This is a genomic window from Lysinibacillus telephonicus (assembly GCF_003966145.1).
In the GTDB taxonomy this organism is placed as follows: Bacteria; Bacillota; Bacilli; order Bacillales_A; family Planococcaceae; genus Ureibacillus; species Ureibacillus telephonicus.
Window position 1 is genome coordinate 66660 of record NZ_RXNR01000008.1, and the last position, 20198, is coordinate 86857.

The following is a 20198-nucleotide window of genomic DNA, read 5'->3' on the forward strand; positions in this document are numbered from 1 at the left end:
AAAACTTGTAAGATATAAAATTCCCTGTTAAATAGGTAAAGAAGCATCTTTATAAGGTAAAATTCACACCAAAAAAGATGCTTTCTTTATTGTTATTTTCTTAAAAGTACTTTTAGAGCAGCAGAAACAATATGATTTATTGAGATTTCGTATTTATTTAATAAGTCATCATTATTTGCAGATTCTGAATTACGATCTTTTACACCAACAAATTCTACAGGAGTCGGTATACTGTTGACTAAAACCTCTGCTACTGAACTACCTAATCCACCGTAAATACTATGTTCTTCAATAGTTACAATTGCCCCTGTTGAAGCAGCTTGAATGATAGCTTCACGGTCAATTGGCTTAATTGTTGGTAAGTGAAGAACGGTCGCAGAGATATTACGTTGTTTTAATATATTTGCTGCTTCTAGAGAACGACTAGTTGCTGTACCTGTAGAAATAATCGTAACGTCTGATCCTTTATTTAGAATTACACCTTTACCTATTTCAAATTTATAATTTGCATCGAATAAAATAGGATAATTATCACGTGCTAAGCGAATATAAACTGGACCATGATAAAGATTAGCCCATTTTATGATTTCTGCTGTCTCTACAGCATCAGCCGGTGCAAGAACAATCATATTAGCTAGACTTCTAAAAATTGCAATATCCTCAAGGGCTTGATGGGATTTCCCAGTTAAACCTGTTAATAATCCACTGTATCCACCAATCATTTTTACATCTAGCTTTGGTTGCGCAATTTGGACTTGAATTTGATCTAGAGCTCTCTTTGACATGAATGCAGCGAAAGTTACTGCCCAAGGTTGAATTCCAACAGTAGCTAAACCTGCTGCAACACTTAACATATTTTGCTCAGCTATTCCCATTTGCAAGAATTTCTCTGAACACTGAACTGAGATATTATCAATCTTTGTGGAAGTTGCTAAATCACCATCTAAAACGTAAACTTTTGGATCAGTTTTTGCTACGTCTAATAATGTTTCGCTAAAGGTATCACGCATAGAAACGGATTTTACTTGTGAGAAATTCATTGTTCAACACCTCCTATAGTATTCAATTCCTCAAGAGCAGTTGCTAATTCTTCATCCGAAGGAACCTTTGAATGCCACAAATAATTACCTTCCATAAAACTAATTCCTTTTCCTTTAATTGTATCCGCGATTATTATAGAGGGTTTACCTTTAATAGTTTTTGCTTCACTAAGGGTTTTTGAGATTTCATCGTATGAATGGCCATCAATACGAAATACATGCCAACCAAATGCAGTCCATTTTTCTTCTAAATTATCATTTGGAGCTAAACGGTGGTTATCTATTGTAGGCCAACCATATTGTTGCAACTTGTTATAATCGATAATTACAACTAAATTATCAAGTTTGTATTTTTCTGCAATAAAAGCTGCTTCCCAAACCTGGCCCTCTTGGGATTCACCGTCTCCAATCATACAATACACTCGAAAATCTTCATTTTTTAGCTTTGCTCCTAAAGCCATCCCAACCGCAGCAGAAATTCCTTGACCTAAAGAGCCTGTGGACATTTCAATGCAAGGTAGTGCATTCATGTCCGGGTGTCCTTGTAAACGTGAATCAATAGAGTCAAATGTAAACAATTCTTTGTATTCCAAATACCCTTTTTCAGCTAAAACACAGTACAGACCAATCGCAGAATGTCCCTTTGATAAGACAAAGCGATCGCGATTTGGAGCTTTTGGGTCAGATGGATCAACATTCATTTCATGGAAATAAAGTGTTGTCAAAATATCGATTGCAGAAAGTGGACCACCAATATGTCCAGCACCTGCATAATTAACTACTTTTAATAAATTCTTTCTAGCATTTGTTGCTTTTAATTTAAGCAATTTATTATTTGTCATAAAAATACCTCCTTCATTTGATTAAGCGCTTAACCAAAATTTAAAAATTTCCTATGATTGAATGAGCCGTCTCATCTTCCTTTAGAAGAGGGCTTAGATAATCTAAAATATCATCTGTTACATAACTATTTTCTATATTGTACCAATTAGAGGGGAATTTCTTTTCCATTCCAGCTACATTCTCTAAGTCAGTAAAAAAAAAGATTGGCTTATAAGTAGATTCATTTTTTCTTTTTAATGAAATCATAACTTTATTTTGTTGGTTTCTAACCAACTCCCATGCTTTATAACCTAAAGAGTATGCCTCATTTAAATCAGTTGTCGAAATATATTGTGATCCACACCTTTGCCAAATACTAGTATCAATATTGCGAGTATTAAGGCCAAGGTTCTCATCAATTAATTTCTTTAGTTGATAAGAAACTCCACCTAAATGAGGTCTTTTTAAGGCATCATACTTTAACGATGACGAAAAAAACTGGCCATTAATATTCTTAATACCTTCTGAAACTATAAGTAGAGTATGGTGGTTATCCCTATAGTACTTTTCGACTTTTTCTAAACACTTCTCTAAATCAAAAGGTATTTCAGGTATATAAATTAATTGTTTAACATTAGAATCAATAGTTGATGCCATTCTACATGAAGCTGCTAACCATCCCGTATTTCGCCCCATTGTTTCAATTATTGTAATTTTTTTGGGGGAATCATAACTAGAAATATCAAATGTTATGTCCTTGCAACAAGAAATTAAAAATTTAGCAGCACTTATATATCCTGGGGAATGATCAATTTGATAAAGGTCATTATCAATGGATTTTGGTACGCCAATTACATATAAATCATATTTTTTCTTTTGGGCATATTCTCCAATTAAGTTAGTCACATACATAGTTCCATTTCCCCCGATGCAAAACAAAAAACGAATATTTAGACCCTTTAAATTGTTGAATAGTATGTTTAAACAGTTCTCATCAATTTTTAAGCGACATGTTCCAAGTATTGCTCCAGGAGAATGCTTTATTTTATCTAGTTTTTCTTTTGAAAGGGTATCAAGTCGGATAAAAGAATTTTCTAAAAGCCCCTGAAATCCCCCCTTTGCTCCGTAGATTTTTATATTAGAATTTTGGCAGATTGAATCAATAATTCCGACTAAAGAGCTGTTAATAACAGCGGTAGGTCCACCGGATTGTATAATTAATGCATTGCCAGAAGAAAAAATAATAATCCCTCCAATTTAGTTAAGCGCTTAACTATGGTTTTAAAATACTATAAATCTTTTTTTTTTATTTTTCAATGCTTTTTATTTTTTTTACTGTTTCACGTTCTATAATTTCTGTATCGAGTATTATTTTTCGTCCTTCTGTATCGCCGTTAATTGCATTCATTAAAAGGTTTACTGCTTCAACTGCTATAGTTTTTTGTGGTTGTGCAACTGTAGTAAGAGGAGGTTCAATAATTTCTGTTATGATCGTATTATCAAACCCGATAATCGAAATATCGTTGGGAACTTGCAGACCAAGTTTCTTACAAGATTTTATTGCACCTGCGGCCATTAAATCATTACAAGCAAAGATTGCAGTTGGCTTAATTTGCGATTCCTCCATTATCTGTAGTAAGCTATTATACCCAGCTTGAATCGTTGACTCTTTTGCGTAATATATTTCATTCATTGGGATTAATCCATTATTTTTCATTGCATCTACATAGCCTCTAAAGCGCTCTCTATTACTCCAAATATCCCTAGCAATGATAGAAATATTTTGATGCCCCTGGCTTATCAAATATGTAGTAGCATTATATCCGGCATCATAGTCGCTAATTGAGACTAAGTTTAGATCATCTCCGTTTGGTGCATTTCTTGCAACAAGTACAATTGGTATATTCGATTCTTGAATTTTCTTTATCGTATCAAAGTTCTCAAAACCAGAGGCCAAAATAAAGCCATCTACATTTTTTTGCATCAATAGTGAAACATACATTTCTTCTTTTTCCGTAGAGTAATCAGTACTGCAAATTACAACATTATAATTAAAGCTACTTGCTACATCTTCTACATATCTTGCTAATACTGAAAAAAAAGGGTTAGCCAAATCAGGTAAAATAAATCCAATTGTACAAGTATTTTTCCCCATTAAAGCCGAAGCTATTAAGTTTGGCTTGTATTCGAGTTCGTTTATAACATCTAATACTTTTTGTCGTGTTTTTTCTCCAATTCGTCCTGTATTATTAATAACTTTAGAAACTGTCGCAATCGATACATTGGCTGCTTTTGCTACGTCATAAATATTTACTTTCATGTTTTGCTCACCTCGAATGAAATCTCAAATCATTTTGTCATAGACATATATTAGCTTATTTTACTAAATTAAAAAAAGCGATTTTATTTATTCGTCGAGTATTTTTTTGATTTTTACAGAAAAACAATTCATATTTAAGAATATAGTGTTGACATTCTTTTTAGAATAAATCTATAATTCTGATAAAACTTTAGTTTTCCTAAAGGAGTGAAAATTTTGAAAACTTCAAGAGGTATAATCATTAACGGAAAATCAGTGGAAGCTAGTGAAACCATTAAAGTAATTAATCCTGCAACAAAGGAAGTTTTAGGATCAGTACCAAAGGGAAATGCAAAAGAAGCTAGATTAGCAGCAGATGCTGCCTATAATGCTCTAGATTCGTGGTCTAAGTTAACTGCAGAACAGCGTTCAAAGTTATTAGTGAATTGGCACCAATTAATCGATGAAAACAAAGAAATTATTGGTGAGATCATGACAAAGGAACAGGGGAAGCCATTGCAGGAGGCAATAGGCGAAGTTGAGTATGCAAATAGTTTTATTTCATGGTATGCAGAGGAAGGGAAGAGAATTTACGGGCAAACGGTTCCTCCTTCTAGTTTAGTTAAGCGCTTACTCATTTTAAAACAACCTGTTGGTGTTGTAGCAGCAATTACTCCATGGAACTTTCCAGCTGCAATGATTACTCGAAAAGTAGCACCAGCTTTAGCAGCTGGATGTACTGTTGTGATAAAACCTGCCTCACAAACTCCATTTACAGCAATTAGACTTGTAGAGTTAGCTCATCAAGCAGGGATTCCAGAAGGAGTTATAAACATTGTAACTGGTAATGCAAGTGCTATAGTCAGTGAGTGGATGAATGATAGTAGAGTTCGAAAAGTAACTTTTACAGGTTCTACAGAAATTGGGAAAGAGCTTATGAAACAAGCAGCAGGAACTGTAAAGAAAATTTCCTTAGAGCTAGGCGGGCATGCACCGTTTATTATTACAAAAAATGCAAATCTACAACTTGCAGCTGAACATTTAATAAAATCTAAATTTCGTAATGCTGGTCAAACTTGTGTATGTGCAAATCGAATATATGTACACAAAGAAATTGTAGAAGAATTTTCAAAATTATTTGTTGAAAAAGTTGAGAAATTAAAAATTGGCAATGGGTTAGATCAAGGTGTTGTTATTGGACCGCTAATCGATGGTAACGCAATTAATAAAGTAAAAGAGCAGCTGCAAGATGCAGTAGAAAAGGGTGCTAAAATTCTTACAGGTGGAAATGAAGTAAATGAATTAAGTGGATATTTTTTAGAGCCTACTGTGATTACAAATGTAACAGATGAAATGCAGTGTATGTCTGAAGAAACGTTCGGGCCATTAGCGCCAATTACAACTTTTGAAAGTAATGAAGAGGTTATTCAAAGAGCAAATGATACGCCGTTTGGTCTAGCAGCTTATGTGTTTTCAGAGAAGTTATCTGAGGCAATTTATATTTCTGAGAACTTAGAATATGGGATTGTCGGTTTAAATGATGGCATGCCATCTGTAGCTCAAGCACCATTTGGAGGATATAAAGAAAGTGGCCTTGGTCGAGAAGGTGGATTATGGGGTATAGAAGAGTTTCTTGAAATTAAATATATTTCAGTTGGTCTAGAATGAAAACTTTATAAGCGGGTGATTATTTTGAAAGCGCTAATAAAAAAACAAAAAGGTGTAGGAAACATGGAAATAGGATTTATAGATGATCCTACTTGTAAAGAAAATCAAGTGAAAATAGAGGTTGCCTACACAGGAATTTGTGGCACTGATTTGCATATTTTCCATGATACTTTTAAAAATTATCCACCAGTTATTCTAGGCCATGAATGTTCAGGTGTTGTAGTTGGAGTGGGGAAAAATATAAAAGAATTATCCTTAGGGGATCGTGTAACAGTACTTGGATCAACGCAAAAAACTTGTGGAACATGTATTCACTGCAAAACAGGTCATTATATGTTTTGTAAAAGCAGACGTGGGATGGGACATGGAGTAAACGGAAGTTTTACGAAATACCTTTGCATTGAAGAAGAGGTTGTCTATAAACTACCAAACTATGTATCACTTAAAGAAGGTGCTTTAGCTGAGCCGCTTGCTTGTGCTGTTCAAGCAATTGAAGAATTAACTGACATTAAAAGTGGTGATGTAGTTTTACTATCAGGCCCAGGTCCTATTGGCTTAATATGCTTGTCTTTACTAGTCATGAAAGGCTGTCGAGTTTTAGTAAGTGGTACAAACGTAGATGCAAAGAGATTAGAAATCGCAAAAGAGTTAGGTGCAGACAGAATCATAAATGTTCAAACAGAAAGTTTGGAATATGTTATCTCAGAAGAAACGAATCATGCGGGGGTAGATGTAACAATTGATTGTTCCGGCTCTCCAATTGCAATTAACTCTTGCTTTGAGTTTGTGAAAAGTAGAGGTAAACATATACAAGTGGGCATTGTAGGAAATGAGTTTGTATTTAACTATGACATCATTCTTTACAAGCAATTACAAGTATATGGTTCGTTAGCTCATTCGTTTAGTACTTGGGATAGGGTGATGAAAATTTATAAACAAAACAAAATTAATCTAAGACCTATTATTACGCATATTATGGAACTTCAAGAATGGGAACAAGCATTTCAACTTTGTGAAGAAAAACAATGTGGAAAGGTACTGATTAAGTATGACGAAAACAGTAATTGGGAGTGAATCTACCGTAAATGAAGTTGGCTGCAATCAACAAATGCAAGTTGCTAATTTAATAGAGCAATCCAAAGTTGTAGTAGGTTACGATACAATTCCTAGGTTATTACCCAATGAAGTTCTTATTAAAGTTGAAGCAGTGGGTATCTGTGGATCTGATATTCATTATTATAAACATGGTCATATCGGAAAAAGACAAGTAAAGTACCCACATATTCAAGGACATGAGTGTTCTGGTGTCATCGTTCAAGTTGGTGAAAAAGTTACTAAATTTAGTATCGGTGATAGAGTGACAGTTGAGCCAGGAATTCCTTGCAAGACTTGTGAGAATTGCCGAAGCGGTAAATATAACCTTTGTGAAAAAGTGATATTCTTATCTACTCCGCCTCATAAAGGAACATTAAGACAATTCATTAATCATCCTGAGGACTTTGTATTCTCTATTCCAGATTCCTTATCTTTTGAAGAGGCTACTTTAGCAGAACCGCTTTCTGTTGCAATTCATGCATTAAATCGTGCGAATATACAACCGGGAAAAAAGGTTCTAATTACTGGAATGGGACCAGTTGGTTTAATGACAGTGTGTGCTGCAAATTATTTCAATGCTGATGAAATAACTGTTACTGACATGCTATTAAACAAACTAGAAGTAGCAAAGAAATTGGGTGCAACAGAAACAGTTCAAGTTCCAAGTGAAGTAATTAAAGATAACTATTATGATTTAGTCATTGAGACATCAGGTTCTAAGCATGCTATTCAAAGTGGCATTTTGTCATTGAAAAAGGGTGGGAAGTTTGTAAGTATTGGTTTTCCACCAACATCTGAGACTCCATTAGACTTAACTTTAATGCTACAAAAGGAAGTAGACTTATTAACTGTTTATCGCTATGTAAATACCTTTCCTTTAAGTATAAAAGTATTAACACAAATGAAGGATGTTCTCGGTGAAGTAATAACATCAACTTACCCACTGGGAGAAATTAGCAAAGCTATGAAAACTGCAAGTGATTTGAGTAGTGGATCGATTAAAGTCATTGTTTATCCAAACGCCGATGAATAAGAAAACGAATAGAGATTGTTTTTAATTATCAAGCAACTGAATACTTTATCTTGAAACAAGTATTAAACAAAAAATTTAATTAGCTACTGTAAAAGAAATACGGGATGCAGTAATTTAGGTTTCTAAAGATAAACTTTATACAACAAATTAAGCGCTTAACCATCCTTGTTGATTTCGTAAAATTTAGCCAATTTAGAGGTTTGAAGTTGGCATTCATATTGTTATCTAATTTCTTTGGGAGAATCAATGAATTAAAAAACGGAGGGGTATGTAATGAAAAAAATAATGTTTTTCCTAATATGCGTTTTAGCTTTATTCGTAGCTGGGTGTTCATCTAATGAAGGTGGGGGAAGTGAAACACAAGCAGCTAGTGAATCTTCTTCGGAACAAATTGTTTTGGATTTAAGTATTCCTGAACCTGAAGATGCAAAATTCGGAATTACTGCAAATGCATTAAAAGAAGAGTTGGAAAAATTAACAGATAATCAAGTGACAATAAAAATACATGGGAATAATGCTTTAGGTGGAGAGCGTGAAGTATTTGAATTAATGGGATTAGGCTCTGTAGATTTGGCAGTACAATCTGCTGGACCTATGGGGAACTGGGTACAAGAATTTAATGCATTCGATTTACCTTTCCTTTTTGATAGTAGAGAACATGTTTATGCAGTGCTTGATGGTGAAATTGGAAATGAATTAAATAAAAAGTTTGAAGAAGCAACAAACGTAAAAATTTTAGGATGGGTTGAAAACGGTTTCGTAGCAACTACTTCTAACAAAGCTATTAATAGTGTAGAAGATGTTGAAAAATTAAAAATAAGAGTACAGGAAAACGAGATACAAATTGATACTTGGAAAGCATTTGGAGCAGAACCAACACCAATGGCATGGACAGAAGTATTTACAGCTTTACAGCAAGGGGTAATTGATGGTCATTCAAACTCTTTAGCGACTGTGAAATCTTCGAAAATTTACGAAGTACAAGACTACGTTGCAGAAATAGAAGATCGGTTCAGTGCTGCTCCTATTGCAGTTAGTACTGTAACATTAAATCGATTATCTCCAGAACACCAAGAAGCATTGCTACAAGCTGCAAAAGTTGCGGTTGAAGTAGGAAGACAAGCAAATATTGATAAAGTTGAAGAAGCGAGAGAGTTCTTATTATCTGAAGGCAATACAATAACACAACCAGACAAAGAATCCTTTAAGGCAAAAGTTGAACCAGTTTATGAGAAGTGGGCACCTATTTTAGGGGAAGAATTCATTGAGAAAATTCGAAACACGTCTTACTAATTTGGCTTAATAAAAAATAGTTAAGCGTTTTGCACGGACTAATGAAAAGATGACTTCTTAAAAGTTTATAAATAGTCATTATGCAAAACGCTTATTTTTATTAAAGAGGGGTGATGGGCTATGAAAGCTGTATTGCGTAATTATATACGTTTAGTAGATGTAATTAATAAATTTATGGGGTATTTTTTAATTATTTCTTTTGCAATGTCAACTTTAATACTTTTCTGGCAAGTGTTTTCTAGGTTTATATTTGGATCGTCATTATCATGGGCTGAGGAATTATCACGTTTCTTAATAATTTTTATGGTGTTAATAGGATCTTCGCTTGCTTTAAGAAGCAATGAATTGATTTCAGTTGAAATGTTTTTAGAACGTGTAAAAGGAAATTTACGAAAGACAGTAATTATTGTTATTCATTCAATTTCAATTATTTTATTTATTATTCTTATTAAATATGGCTATTCGATGGCGTTAAATTTTAGTAATCAGCATGCCCCAAGTTTAAAGATTTCAATGGAATACATTTATCTTTCATTACCACTTGGCGGTGTGTTACTGCTAATAAATTCGATAGCATGCATTATAGAAGAAATTATTGGGAAGGAGGAAAAGTAAGTGCTTCTAGTATTTTTTGTTTCCTTATTTGTATTCATGTTTTTAGGAGTACCGATAGCATTTTCATTGGGACTTTCAACCGTTCTAGGGATAATGATGCATGAAACATTACCAATGGAAATTATTCCGCAAAGGATTTTTACTGCTTTAAACTCCTTCCCATTGATGGCAATACCATTTTTCATTTTGGCTGGAAATATAATGGGCGCAGGTACAATGTCAAAAAGATTAGTAAATTTTGCAACAGCTTTAGTAGGGCATTTTACTGGCGGATTAGCTATGGTAGCTATTGTAACGTCAATGTTTTTTGCGGCTATATCTGGTTCAGGGGCGGCAACTACGGCGGCTATCGGTTCTATACTCATACCAGCCATGATTGCAAAAGGTTATAAAATTGAATATGCTGCAGCAAATCAGGCAGTTGCAGGGGCACTAGGAGTAATTATTCCTCCAAGTATCTCAATGATTTTGTTTGGTGTTGCTGCAGAAGTATCAATAGGGGATTTGTTCATTGCAGGTATATTACCTGGACTTTTAATAACATTTTCTTTACTAGTAAGTGCATTTATTATTGCTAAGAAAAATGGGTATGTTGGAGAAGAAAAACAAGACTTTCCGAGTGTAGTTAAAACATTTAGAGAAGCTATTTTAGCTATTTTAATGCCTGGAATTATATTAGGTGGTATTTATTCTGGGGTATTCACTCCAACTGAAGCATCAGTAGTGGCTGTAGTATATTCAATTTTTATTGGAGTTTTTATATATAAAGATCTTAACTTAACACAACTAGGGAAAGTTTTTAAAGAAAGTGCTGTCAGCAGTGCTGTTATTATGGTTGTAATAGGTTTTGCTGGCGTATTTGGATTCTTTATTGGTATAAATAGTGTTCCAGATCTTATTTATGATTCAATATCTTCATTTGTAACGAACAAATATGTTTTCTTAATTTTAGTTAATATTATTTTGTTAGTTGCGGGTATGTTCTTAGAAGGTGGTGCTGCAATATTAATTTTAGTTCCTCTATTACTTGGAACAGCCGTTAACTTAGGAATAGATCCAATTCATTTTGGTACTATTATGGTTTGTAACTTAGCAATTGGTTTGGTTACACCTCCAGTAGGAATAGATTTGTTTGTTGTTTCAAAATTGACTAATGTAGGAATTATGAGGATTGCTCGATTTGCAATTCCACTAATATTTATTTTAATATTGGATATTCTTATCATAACATTTGTACCTGCATTATCAACTTGGTTACCATCTTTAATTGAGTAGTAGATTGTTAATAAGATATTACTGCTATTCAAAAAGGTTTATAAATGGGTAACCGTAATATGAGTATTGCAATAGTAAATAGAAAGAGGGGATGTTTAAAATCATAAATGGTGTTAGACATCCCTCTGTATTTATACTAAAAAGGGTATTATAAATTCACTTTCTCAAATGTATTTAAAACATTTAGCAATGTATTTAATTCTTCCTCTTCTAAAGGAATCATCGGCAAACGTACACCACCAACTGGAATTCCGTTTAGATTAAGTGCAGCTTTTACAGATGTTGGGTTAGGTGTAGCAAATAAAATTTTCATTACAGGTAATAATCTGCGATGGTCCCGAGCTGCTTCTTGAACATTTCCGATTTGGAATTTCTTAATCATTTCCTGCATTTCATTGCCGATAATATGGGAAGCAACTGAAATAACTCCTGCTCCACCTATTGATAGTACAGGGATTGTTAAACCGTCGTCGCCACTATATAGGGAGAAATCGTCTGGCGTTTTTTCAATCATTTCAGCCATTGCATCTAAATTACCGCTTGCTTCTTTAATTGCAACGATATTTTTAATTTCGGAAAGGCGGACAACTGTATCAACAGATAAGCTGACAGCACTGCGACCAGGAACATTATATAAAATAATTGGTAATGAAGTTTCTTCAGCAATTGCTTTGAAGTGTTGGTATAAACCTTCTTGTGATGGTTTGTTATAGTATGGGGCAACAAGCATAACGCCATCTACACCCGCATTTTCTGCATGCTTTGTTAATTCGATTGAAGCTTTAGTATTATAAGAACCGGTGCCAGCGATGACTGGAACTCTTCCATCTACAACGTCAACTGCAAATTTAAATAGCTCGACTTTTTCTTCTTCAGTCAGTGTTGGAGACTCTCCAGTTGTACCTGAAATAACTAATCCATCAGTACCATTTGCAATTAAATAGTTAATTAAGTTTTTTGTAGCTGGAAAATCAATTTCACCATTTTGATCAAAAGGGGTTACCATAGCAGTTAAAATTTTACCGAAATTCATTTCTTCTCCACATCCTTAATAAATTTTTATTAAAAAATAGAGGGAGAAGGGCGTTAAGTTAAGTAAACGCAAAAAAGCAACAACGAGGGCTCGTTGCTGCTAAGAAATAAAATTCATTTCTTTGCGTAAGATAGCCCTCCATATAGTTTCCTATATGACAGTCCTGCATTTATTCAACAACAGAACCAGCCTTAAGAAGAATGAGATTCTTAAAAGCTTCGGCAAATTCCCCTTTCCACAATTGTCGTAGGACCTCATTATCCTCAAATTGTGTACTGATGGTCTTTGCTCCTCTATCCTTACTTCAAAAGATCTTGAAATAAGTGAATATTTAATTAACCAGAATAATACATGTTTTTGATTGGAAATTCAAGACTTTTCCTAAGAATTAATAAAATTAATTCTGATTGAAGATAAACTAACGGTTTTCGAGCTAGTCATTAGCTAAAAGTGAGCATACGAACTTTCAATCAGCTGAAATTGATCGTATAACATCTTGTTAATAGGTGTTGGAATACCGTGTTTTTTTCCTAATCTTAATACTGTCCCAGAAAAGAGTTCGACTTCGCTTGGCCGTTTGGCATCAACATCTTGTGCCATTGAAGGTTTTCCGTCTGGACTCAAAGTTCCAAGTACATTTAACCAATAGTGTAAATCCTTTTCGGTTAAAGAAACGCCTTCTTTCTCAGATAAAGCAATCACTTCCCGCATCGCTGCAATCATTGTATTTCTTGCTTCGCCATCTCTTTGAACTTCACCATAATTACTTTTATAGACGGCAACTGTTTGATTTACGCCGACATTTAACATAAACTTGCCCCATAACCTATGAAGCATATTTGTATCTATTTCATGTGGAAGCTCAACTCGAGTGAAAAAATCAGCCACACTTTTAACTTTTTCTGAAACAATGCCAGCTTCTTTTTCTCCGAAGCATAGTAATCCTTTGTTAGCATATGTTAGTTTATTTTCTATTTTTACGGCGTCCATTCCTTGTGCTACACAATATAATATTTTTTCCATTCCATATGTTTGACCAATTATTTCCTCGCTGCTAATGCCATTTAATGCGGATAATATAATTGTATTATGTCCAACATGATATTTAACTGATTCAATTGCTTCTTGTAAACCATCAAATTTCACAGTGAAAAGAAGTAAATCAGCTGGTTCGCAATTTTCCTCAGGCGTAATAAAATTAAAATTACAGCGTTCACCATTGCAAAAAATTCCAGTTTTTTTATAGCGTGCAATTCGATTTGAATCAGCGATAATTCTTAAATTTTCCTTTGGCATAATTTTTGATAGATGGTGGCCATATAAGGTACCTAATGCACCTAATCCAATAATCGATACGGTTTTTATTACCATAAACAAACCCTTTCCTTTAAATATCTATAATAGAAAAAAATCTAATCTTTTGAATTTAGTTTATCAAAAAGCTGCTCAAGGAGAAAAAGGGATATTGATACTTGCCAGGAACTATTATCATCTATATATAACGTATTAAAAAATCTTCCTTGAACATTCTAATGTCACAAGGAGGTGAGAGAAATGGCTTCTAATAACAGAAGTTCAAATAAACTAGTATTTCCAGGTGCTCAAGCTGCAGTGGACCAAATGAAGTATGAAATTGCACGAGAATTTGGTGTAAACCTTGGACCAGAAGATGCTTCACGTGCAAATGGTTCGGTCGGTGGTGAAATTACAAAACGCCTTGTACAAATGGCTGAATCTCAATTAAAAGGAAGATCAGGACAATAATATAAAAGTGACTAGAGGCTGAAACAAGAAAGAAAATTTTTGTTTCAGCCTTTAAATTTCCTCGAATATATCCTCATTTTCAGCTAATAGAATCTCCAAAAATATTAAATTCATGTTAATTTTACATAATTTTCATCAAGTTACTATATTTATATTCTATTTTTTGATAAAATAGAAGTTGTTTGAAAATTCTTTATAATGGAGGAATGAGAATATATGTGGAAAAAGGTTTCAGCTTCTGCACTTGCATTATCGCTTGCAGTAACTGGTTTTGCTAATGTAGATCAAACAAATGCTGCAGCCAACGAGGTAACTCGTGGTGAGTATGTAAAAGCAGTAATTGATGCAATGGGAGTAAAATTAGGTACAGGGGCAACTATTAAATTTGAGGATGTTCCAGATTCATTAAAACCTTATATTGAAAAAGCAATCGAATTAAAATTAGTTTCTGGAAAAACAGAAACACAATTTGCCCCAAATGAAAAAATTACTCGTGAAGAAGCAGTTGTTATTGTAGCAAATGCCGTTCAAAGCAATGAAACTTTTTCAGAGGATGTTTTAAACCAATTTAAAGATAATCAAGAGATTAAAGAAGAAAACCGTGATGAGATGGCTAAAGCAGTTGGATTAGGCATTTTAACAGGTTATGAAGATAAAACGATTAAACCAACTAATGTTTTATCTTATAAACATTTAGATAAAATTTTAGAGCGTTTCCTTGAAGACTATAAACCAGCTGAGTCAAATACAACAGTATCACTTCGTATTTTAGGAACATCAGATATTCATACAAATATTATGAACTATGACTATTATAAAGATACTGAATCTAACAGTTTAGGATTAGTAAAAACAGCAACATTAATAAAACAAGCACAAAAAGAAAATAGCAATTCATTATTATTCGATAATGGAGATGCAATTCAAGGAACACCACTTGGTTCCTATAAACAAGCTATTGATGTATTAGAAGATGGTGAAGAACATCCATCTATTACAGCGATGGAGCTGCTAGGTTATGATGCTGCAACACTAGGAAACCATGAATTCAACTATGGTTTAGATTACTTAGATGAAGTAGTTGATGATGCGGACTTCCCATATGTAAATGCAAATATTCGTGATGCAAATACAAAAGATTATAAATATACACCTTATGTACTAATTGATAAAGAAGTTGTTGATTCAACAGGAAAAACAACAACAATTAAAGTCGGAGTTACTGGAATTGTACCTCCGCAAATTTTAAACTGGGACAAGTCTAATTTATTTGGAAAAGTAACTGTAGATGATTCAGTTGATGCAGTTGAAAAAGTAGTTCCTGAAATGCAGCAAGCAGGAGCAGACGTTATTGTAGTGCTTTCACATTCTGGCTTTGGTGATGCAACACACGAAGCAGGCGAAGAAGATGTAACATATCTACTTACAAAGGTTGAAGGTGTAGATGCAATTATTACTGGCCACGCACATGGTGTATTCCCGGGTGAGGTTGATGCATCTTTAACAGGTGTTGATGTTGAAAAAGGTACAATGAATGGTGTACCAGTTGTGATGCCAGGAAAATACGGCAGCCATTTAGGTGTTATTGACTTAACACTTGAACAGCAAGGTGAAGATTGGGAAGTAGTAGCTGGTACAGGTGAAGTACGTGAAATTGCAGAAGATGCTTCTGATGTAGATGCAACTATTGCCGCAGCAGTAAAAGAAGCTCATGAAGGAACAATTGAGTATGTTCGTGAAGCAGTAGGTGAAACAACAGCTGATATTCATAGTTACTTCTCACAAGTACAAGATGATCCTTCCATCCAAATCGTTACAGATGCACAAAAGGCTTATGTACAAGGCAAAATTAAAGGTACTGAATTTGAAAGTCTTCCAGTTCTTTCAGCAGGTGCACCATTTAAAGCCGGTACGCGCAGCGATCCTGAGTACTATACATTTGTACCAAAAGGCCAATTGGCAATTAAAAACGTAGCTGATTTATATTTATATGATAATACGCTTGCTATTTTAAAAGTTACTGGTGCAGATGTAAAAGAATGGCTTGAAATGTCAGCAGGTCAATTCAATCAAATTGATGGAAATAGCACTGCTGAGCAACAATTAATCAATTCTGATTTCCGTTCATATAACTATGATGTTATTGATGGAGTAACATATGAAATCGATGTAACACAGCCAGCAAAATATGATGCAAGCGGTAATGTTGTAAATGAAGATGCAGAGCGTATTGTAAACTTACAATTTAACGGTGAACCAATTGATTTAGAACAGGAATTTATTGTTGCGACAAACAACTATCGTGCAAATGGTACATTCCCAGGTGTTCGTAATGCAACATATGTAGAAATCTATCCAGATGAAAATCGTCAAGCGATTATTGACTATATCATTGAAAACAAAACAATCGATCCATCTGCTGACGGCAACTGGAAATTTGCAGAGCTTCCAGCAAACGTTAATGTTGTATTTGAATCATCTAAAAAAGCGGTTGAAGTTATTCCAGAAGGCAGCAATATCGAATACGTTGGCGATGGTACAGACGGATTTGGTAAATATTCATTAAAATAATTAATTTAACGACTTAGTAATTTTACAAGTTGTTATAAATAATTTAAAAGGGGCGTCCAGCTATTTGGAACGCCCCTTTATACGTTTAGTCATAGTTAACTACAAGAAAATCGTACTATATAAACTAAGTTTGGATGAGTGAATTTAGAGTTTTTTGATATGAAAGACTTAGTAAAACTTGCTTATTAGGGCTTCAATTTACAAATGGTTAATAATTTATTAATAGTGCATTAATAACGTTGGTATAAAATGGGTAATAATACCCCTATTTATAAGGAGTCGCTATGAATTCAGTACCATATACAAGAGAAACCTCATTTAATATATTCTCTTATCTAAAATATTTATTTAATAAAAGACATGATGATATGCTGTACTACAAAAGATATACTGAATTAAAAAAAATAATGATGGAAGAGTCGCTAGAAACTTTTTTTCAGCCTATTATAAATCTGCAAACGGGGAAAACTTTTGGATTTGAAGCTTTAAATCGTCCAGGACAATCTCAATATTTTTCCAGTGTAGATCATTTTTATGAATTTGTTGGACAAACCGATATGGTATTTGAGTTTGAGAAGTTTTGCAGAAATTTATCATTAAAAAGATATATATCTAGATTAAATACTGAATTAGCAAATGAAAATTTCACACTATTTATTAATATTCATCCACATGTTTTGCTGGATAAAAACTATCATTATGGAGATACGTTGCAATCGTTAAATGTAATAGGAATTCAACCTGAACAGGTTGTATTCGAACTTACCGAGCGTAGTGCCGTAACAGATTTTCAAGAATTCGAACGAGTACTTTCTCATTATCGTTCTCAAGGGTATCGTATAGCAATTGATGACGTAGGCTCGGGCTATAATAGTCTAAAAACTTTAATTTTCTTAAAACCTGAATTTATTAAATTAGATAGATCCTTAATCCACCACATTGATAGTAGTGCTCCAGGTCAACAGCTCGTATCACTAATTTATGACTATGCGGAGCAATCAAATACAAAAATAATTGCAGAAGGGATTGAAAGAGTCGAGGAAATAAAATATTTACAAACTGTAGGAATCCATTATGCTCAAGGTTATGCTATAGGTAGACCAAATAGAGAGATTACGGTTGGTAAAATACCAAGTCTATAGAAATTGTATGTAAAATCGATGCAAATAGGTGAGAAAATGATGACGAAAACAGAGGAAGTAGTGTCAAATATAGGTAGGATTGTGAAAACAGTACCCTATATTTCCCCATCGTTAAAAAATAAAGAAGTAGATAAATTATTTACTGAAAACCCGAATTTACGAGGAATTGTAGTCGTGCATCATGAAAAACCCATTGCTCATATTACAAGAACACATTTCTATCAAAAGATTGGGACTTTGTATGGTTATAATTTGTATATGGGCAGAGAAAGTAATTTGCTGGCAAAAACAAGCCCTCTAATTGTAGATTATTTTCAACCAATAACGGAAGTTAGTAAATTAGCGATGGAAAGAAAAGAAGAAGATTTATATGACGATGTTATTGTTACAAAAGATGATAAATTTGTTGGTGTTGTAAGTATTCGAGCCCTATTGATGGAATTTGTTGATATACAGGTACAAATCGCCAGCTTCCTAAACCCACTTAGTAAATTGCCAGGGAATCATTTAATTGATAAACAATTGAGTGAAATTATTTATCTTGAAAAATATAGCATTATTTATTTTGATTTAGATCATTTTAAAACATACAATGATTTGTATGGTTTTAATAAAGGAGATAAAGTACTCCTTTTTTTAACGGATATTTTAAAAAGAAATGTAGCACAGAATGGTTATTTTTTAGGGCATATAGGTGGAGACGATTTTATGGCTATTCTTCCTCATTATGAAGTAGAGTCAATCTGTCTAAATATTATTGAAGAATTTGATAGGAAGATTCCGAATTTTTATGAGGAAAAACATTTAAAGGACCCGACCTTCCGAGTGAAGGGAAGATCTGGAAATCTAGAAAAATTTACAATTATGACGTTATCAATAGCTGTTTTAACGAATGAAAACCAGCGTTTTGAAAAAATCGAGGATCTTTCAAATGCTGTGGCATCGATTAAACGAAATTGCAAAAAGGTGAAGGCTAGTTGTTACCTTGTGAATAAATATGATTATATCCCAAAAACTGTATAAAATATATTATCGGATGAGTAGGCGAAGCTAATTTCTCATTCGATTTTTTATTTATACTCCTTTGTTATGGATAAGATAATATTGAACTGCACCGACACCAAAATCCAAATAAGAATGGAACGGAACTTTGAAATAATACTTCGAATTGTACTTTAGAATTTTTCACAGCATCAATAATTTTTAAGTAATCATTCATACTACACTAGAGGTGAAGAAAATGTATAAGCTGTTAACACATAATGATTTAGATGGAGTTGGGTGTGGAATTTTAGCAAAACTTGCTTTTGGGCAGGAAGTAAAGGTGCGTTATAATTCAATATCTTCTCTTAACCGTGAAATTGAGTTTTTTTTAGAAAATGATCCGCCAGATACGTTTTTATTTATTACCGACTTATCACCAAATGAGGAAAATGAAAAAAAGCTAGAAGATTATTTTAAGGAAATCGGAAATATTCAGCTGCTTGATCATCATAAAACGGCTATGCACTTAAATGATTATGAGTGGGGGCTTGTTTTAGTTGAGGATGAAGAAGGCAACTTAACATCCGCTACTTCGCTATTCTATGAATTTCTTGTATCGCAAAACCTTTTAAAGCCTACTAATGCAATTTCGGAATTTGTAGAGCTTGTTCGTCAGTACGATACATGGGAGTGGGAAAAGAATGAAAATCAAAAAGCACATGCTTTAAATTCACTCTTCTTCTTAGTGTCGATTGATGAATTTGAGGAAAAAATGATTGAGCGGTTGACTACAAATGATGAATATGATTTTGATGAATTTGAAAAAAGATTGCTAAATATGGAAGAAGATAAAATTGAGAGGTATATTCGCAGAAAAAAACGCGAAATTGTTCAAGCAGAAATTGGAGATTATTTTGCAGGGGTTATTTACGCGGAATCCTACCATTCTGAAGTAGGCAATGAATTAGGAAAAGAATATTCCCATCTGGATTATATCGTGATTTTAAATATGGGAAGCAAAAAAATTTCTTTTCGTACCATTCATGACCATGTAGATGTTTCAGAAATTGCAGGCATATTTGGTGGAGGTGGTCACCAAAAGGCGTCTGGCTGTACATTAACAGATGAAGCTTATAAACAGTATGTATTAGATACATTTCATTTAGATCCTCTACAGGAGGATGCAAAAAGAAACCGTTATAACATAAAACAATCTTCTTTTGGTTCGTTGTATAAAAATCGTAATGAAGATATTTTTCTTATTTATTTAAAATCAGATGAACATTGGGTCATTGAAAAAAATAAAGTTGCTCTTGAACAAACCTTTACTAGCTTTGAACAAGCTGAACGTTTTTTAAAGCGCAATTTCGAAGCTTGGCTAGTAAGGGACGACGTTTTTGTGGAGTATTTAATGAATGAAATCGAAAAGTTGAGTAATAAAGAGGAATAGAAATAGTTATTTTATACTAGTTATAAAAAGTGCTTATTTAAGCACTTTTTATAATTTTAAAATTAAAATTATAGACAAAAGGTGTATAATTAATGAATGTTTTATATGTCATTT

General features: G+C 33.5%; 17 protein-coding genes and 1 riboswitch. Of the genes, 11 read left to right on the top strand and 6 right to left on the bottom strand.

The features are described from left to right. Window positions 1-92 precede the first annotated feature (92 nt). The 4 genes from EKG35_RS04265 to EKG35_RS04280 are packed head-to-tail and all read right to left on the bottom strand — an operon-like array spanning window position 93 to window position 4182. Window positions 93-1040: a transketolase family protein gene (locus EKG35_RS04265; RefSeq protein ID WP_126293083.1), complete on the bottom strand. Its 948-nt coding sequence runs from the start codon at window positions 1038-1040 to the stop codon at window positions 93-95. Continuing rightward, window positions 1037-1882: a transketolase gene (locus EKG35_RS04270; protein ID WP_126293085.1), complete on the bottom strand. Its 846-nt coding sequence runs from the start codon at window positions 1880-1882 to the stop codon at window positions 1037-1039. Before EKG35_RS04270 ends, EKG35_RS04265 begins: the two co-directional genes overlap by 4 nt. Window positions 1883-1922: 40 nt before the next feature. After that, window positions 1923-3119 carry a diphosphate--fructose-6-phosphate 1-phosphotransferase gene (locus EKG35_RS04275; RefSeq protein WP_126293087.1) on the bottom strand — a complete coding sequence of 399 codons (1197 nt, stop codon included), beginning with the start codon at window positions 3117-3119 and terminating at the stop codon, window positions 1923-1925. 49 nt (window positions 3120-3168) lie between these two features. Then, window positions 3169-4182, bottom strand: coding sequence for a LacI family DNA-binding transcriptional regulator (locus tag EKG35_RS04280; RefSeq protein WP_126293089.1), 1014 nt, complete (start codon window positions 4180-4182; stop codon window positions 3169-3171). Window positions 4183-4398: 216 nt separating this feature from the next. On the opposite strand from EKG35_RS04280, the gene EKG35_RS04285 reads away from it, so the two are divergent. The 6 genes from EKG35_RS04285 to EKG35_RS04310 all read left to right on the top strand — a co-directional run bounded on the left by EKG35_RS04285 (window position 4399) and on the right by EKG35_RS04310 (window position 11140). After that, window positions 4399-5829 carry an NAD-dependent succinate-semialdehyde dehydrogenase gene (locus tag EKG35_RS04285; RefSeq protein WP_126293091.1) on the top strand — a complete coding sequence of 477 codons (1431 nt, stop codon included), beginning with the start codon at window positions 4399-4401 and terminating at the stop codon, window positions 5827-5829. Between the two features lie 63 nt (window positions 5830-5892). Then, a complete protein-coding gene (locus EKG35_RS04290) occupies window positions 5893-6903 on the top strand; it encodes a zinc-dependent alcohol dehydrogenase (protein ID WP_246020170.1) in 1011 nt (336 codons plus the stop codon). Beyond that, window positions 6878-7957, top strand: coding sequence for an NAD(P)-dependent alcohol dehydrogenase (locus EKG35_RS04295; protein WP_126293094.1), 1080 nt, complete (start codon window positions 6878-6880; stop codon window positions 7955-7957). Before EKG35_RS04290 ends, EKG35_RS04295 begins: the two co-directional genes overlap by 26 nt. A gap of 273 nt (window positions 7958-8230) precedes the next feature. Then, entirely contained in the window at window positions 8231-9250 is a 1020-nt protein-coding gene (dctP, locus tag EKG35_RS04300; RefSeq protein WP_126293096.1) for a TRAP transporter substrate-binding protein DctP, read from the top strand. A 120-nt stretch (window positions 9251-9370) separates the two neighbouring features. Beyond that, on the top strand, window positions 9371-9865 hold the full coding sequence (locus EKG35_RS04305) for a TRAP transporter small permease (protein ID WP_126293099.1): 495 nt from the start codon (window positions 9371-9373) through the stop codon (window positions 9863-9865). Further along, complete coding sequence (locus tag EKG35_RS04310; RefSeq protein WP_126293100.1) at window positions 9866-11140, top strand: TRAP transporter large permease; 1275 nt, start codon at window positions 9866-9868, stop codon at window positions 11138-11140. A 148-nt stretch (window positions 11141-11288) separates the two neighbouring features. Here the strand turns inward: EKG35_RS04310 and dapA are convergent, their stop codons facing one another. Beyond that, window positions 11289-12173, bottom strand: coding sequence for a 4-hydroxy-tetrahydrodipicolinate synthase (gene dapA, locus EKG35_RS04315; RefSeq protein ID WP_126293102.1), 885 nt, complete (start codon window positions 12171-12173; stop codon window positions 11289-11291). Between the two features lie 123 nt (window positions 12174-12296). Further along, a riboswitch (Lysine riboswitch) is annotated at window positions 12297-12477 on the bottom strand. Window positions 12478-12617: 140 nt separating this feature from the next. Beyond that, a complete protein-coding gene (locus EKG35_RS04320) occupies window positions 12618-13544 on the bottom strand; it encodes a ketopantoate reductase family protein (protein ID WP_126293104.1) in 927 nt (308 codons plus the stop codon). A gap of 183 nt (window positions 13545-13727) precedes the next feature. On the opposite strand from EKG35_RS04320, the gene EKG35_RS04325 reads away from it, so the two are divergent. The 5 genes from EKG35_RS04325 to EKG35_RS04345 all read left to right on the top strand — a co-directional run bounded on the left by EKG35_RS04325 (window position 13728) and on the right by EKG35_RS04345 (window position 20084). After that, window positions 13728-13937 (top strand): alpha/beta-type small acid-soluble spore protein, encoded by a 210-nt coding sequence (locus EKG35_RS04325; protein ID WP_126293106.1) that lies wholly within the window; start codon window positions 13728-13730, stop codon window positions 13935-13937. Window positions 13938-14153: 216 nt separating this feature from the next. Then, a complete protein-coding gene (locus tag EKG35_RS04330; RefSeq protein WP_126293108.1) occupies window positions 14154-16508 on the top strand; it encodes a bifunctional 2',3'-cyclic-nucleotide 2'-phosphodiesterase/3'-nucleotidase in 2355 nt (784 codons plus the stop codon). Between the two features lie 284 nt (window positions 16509-16792). Next, window positions 16793-17650 carry an EAL domain-containing protein gene (locus EKG35_RS04335; RefSeq protein ID WP_126293110.1) on the top strand — a complete coding sequence of 286 codons (858 nt, stop codon included), beginning with the start codon at window positions 16793-16795 and terminating at the stop codon, window positions 17648-17650. 39 nt (window positions 17651-17689) lie between these two features. Next, on the top strand, window positions 17690-18673 hold the full coding sequence (locus EKG35_RS04340; protein WP_126293112.1) for a GGDEF domain-containing protein: 984 nt from the start codon (window positions 17690-17692) through the stop codon (window positions 18671-18673). A 217-nt stretch (window positions 18674-18890) separates the two neighbouring features. Continuing rightward, window positions 18891-20084: a DHH family phosphoesterase gene (locus EKG35_RS04345; protein WP_126293113.1), complete on the top strand. Its 1194-nt coding sequence runs from the start codon at window positions 18891-18893 to the stop codon at window positions 20082-20084. The last annotated feature ends 114 nt before the right edge of the window (window positions 20085-20198 follow it).

Coding starts and splice junctions, on each gene's coding strand:
- EKG35_RS04265 (WP_126293083.1), bottom strand. CDS start 1,040: ATGAATTTCTCACAAGTAAAATCCGTTTCTATGCGTGATACCTTTAGC.
- EKG35_RS04270 (WP_126293085.1), bottom strand. CDS start 1,882: ATGACAAATAATAAATTGCTTAAATTAAAAGCAACAAATGCTAGAAAG.
- EKG35_RS04280 (WP_126293089.1), bottom strand. CDS start 4,182: ATGAAAGTAAATATTTATGACGTAGCAAAAGCAGCCAATGTATCGATT.
- EKG35_RS04290 (WP_246020170.1), top strand. CDS start 5,893: ATGGAAATAGGATTTATAGATGATCCTACTTGTAAAGAAAATCAAGTG.
- EKG35_RS04295 (WP_126293094.1), top strand. CDS start 6,878: ATGACGAAAACAGTAATTGGGAGTGAATCTACCGTAAATGAAGTTGGC.
- dctP (WP_126293096.1), top strand. CDS start 8,231: ATGAAAAAAATAATGTTTTTCCTAATATGCGTTTTAGCTTTATTCGTA.
- EKG35_RS04305 (WP_126293099.1), top strand. CDS start 9,371: ATGAAAGCTGTATTGCGTAATTATATACGTTTAGTAGATGTAATTAAT.
- dapA (WP_126293102.1), bottom strand. CDS start 12,173: ATGAATTTCGGTAAAATTTTAACTGCTATGGTAACCCCTTTTGATCAA.
- EKG35_RS04320 (WP_126293104.1), bottom strand. CDS start 13,544: ATGGTAATAAAAACCGTATCGATTATTGGATTAGGTGCATTAGGTACC.
- EKG35_RS04325 (WP_126293106.1), top strand. CDS start 13,728: ATGGCTTCTAATAACAGAAGTTCAAATAAACTAGTATTTCCAGGTGCT.
- EKG35_RS04330 (WP_126293108.1), top strand. CDS start 14,154: ATGTGGAAAAAGGTTTCAGCTTCTGCACTTGCATTATCGCTTGCAGTA.
- EKG35_RS04335 (WP_126293110.1), top strand. CDS start 16,793: ATGAATTCAGTACCATATACAAGAGAAACCTCATTTAATATATTCTCT.
- EKG35_RS04340 (WP_126293112.1), top strand. CDS start 17,690: ATGACGAAAACAGAGGAAGTAGTGTCAAATATAGGTAGGATTGTGAAA.
- EKG35_RS04345 (WP_126293113.1), top strand. CDS start 18,891: ATGTATAAGCTGTTAACACATAATGATTTAGATGGAGTTGGGTGTGGA.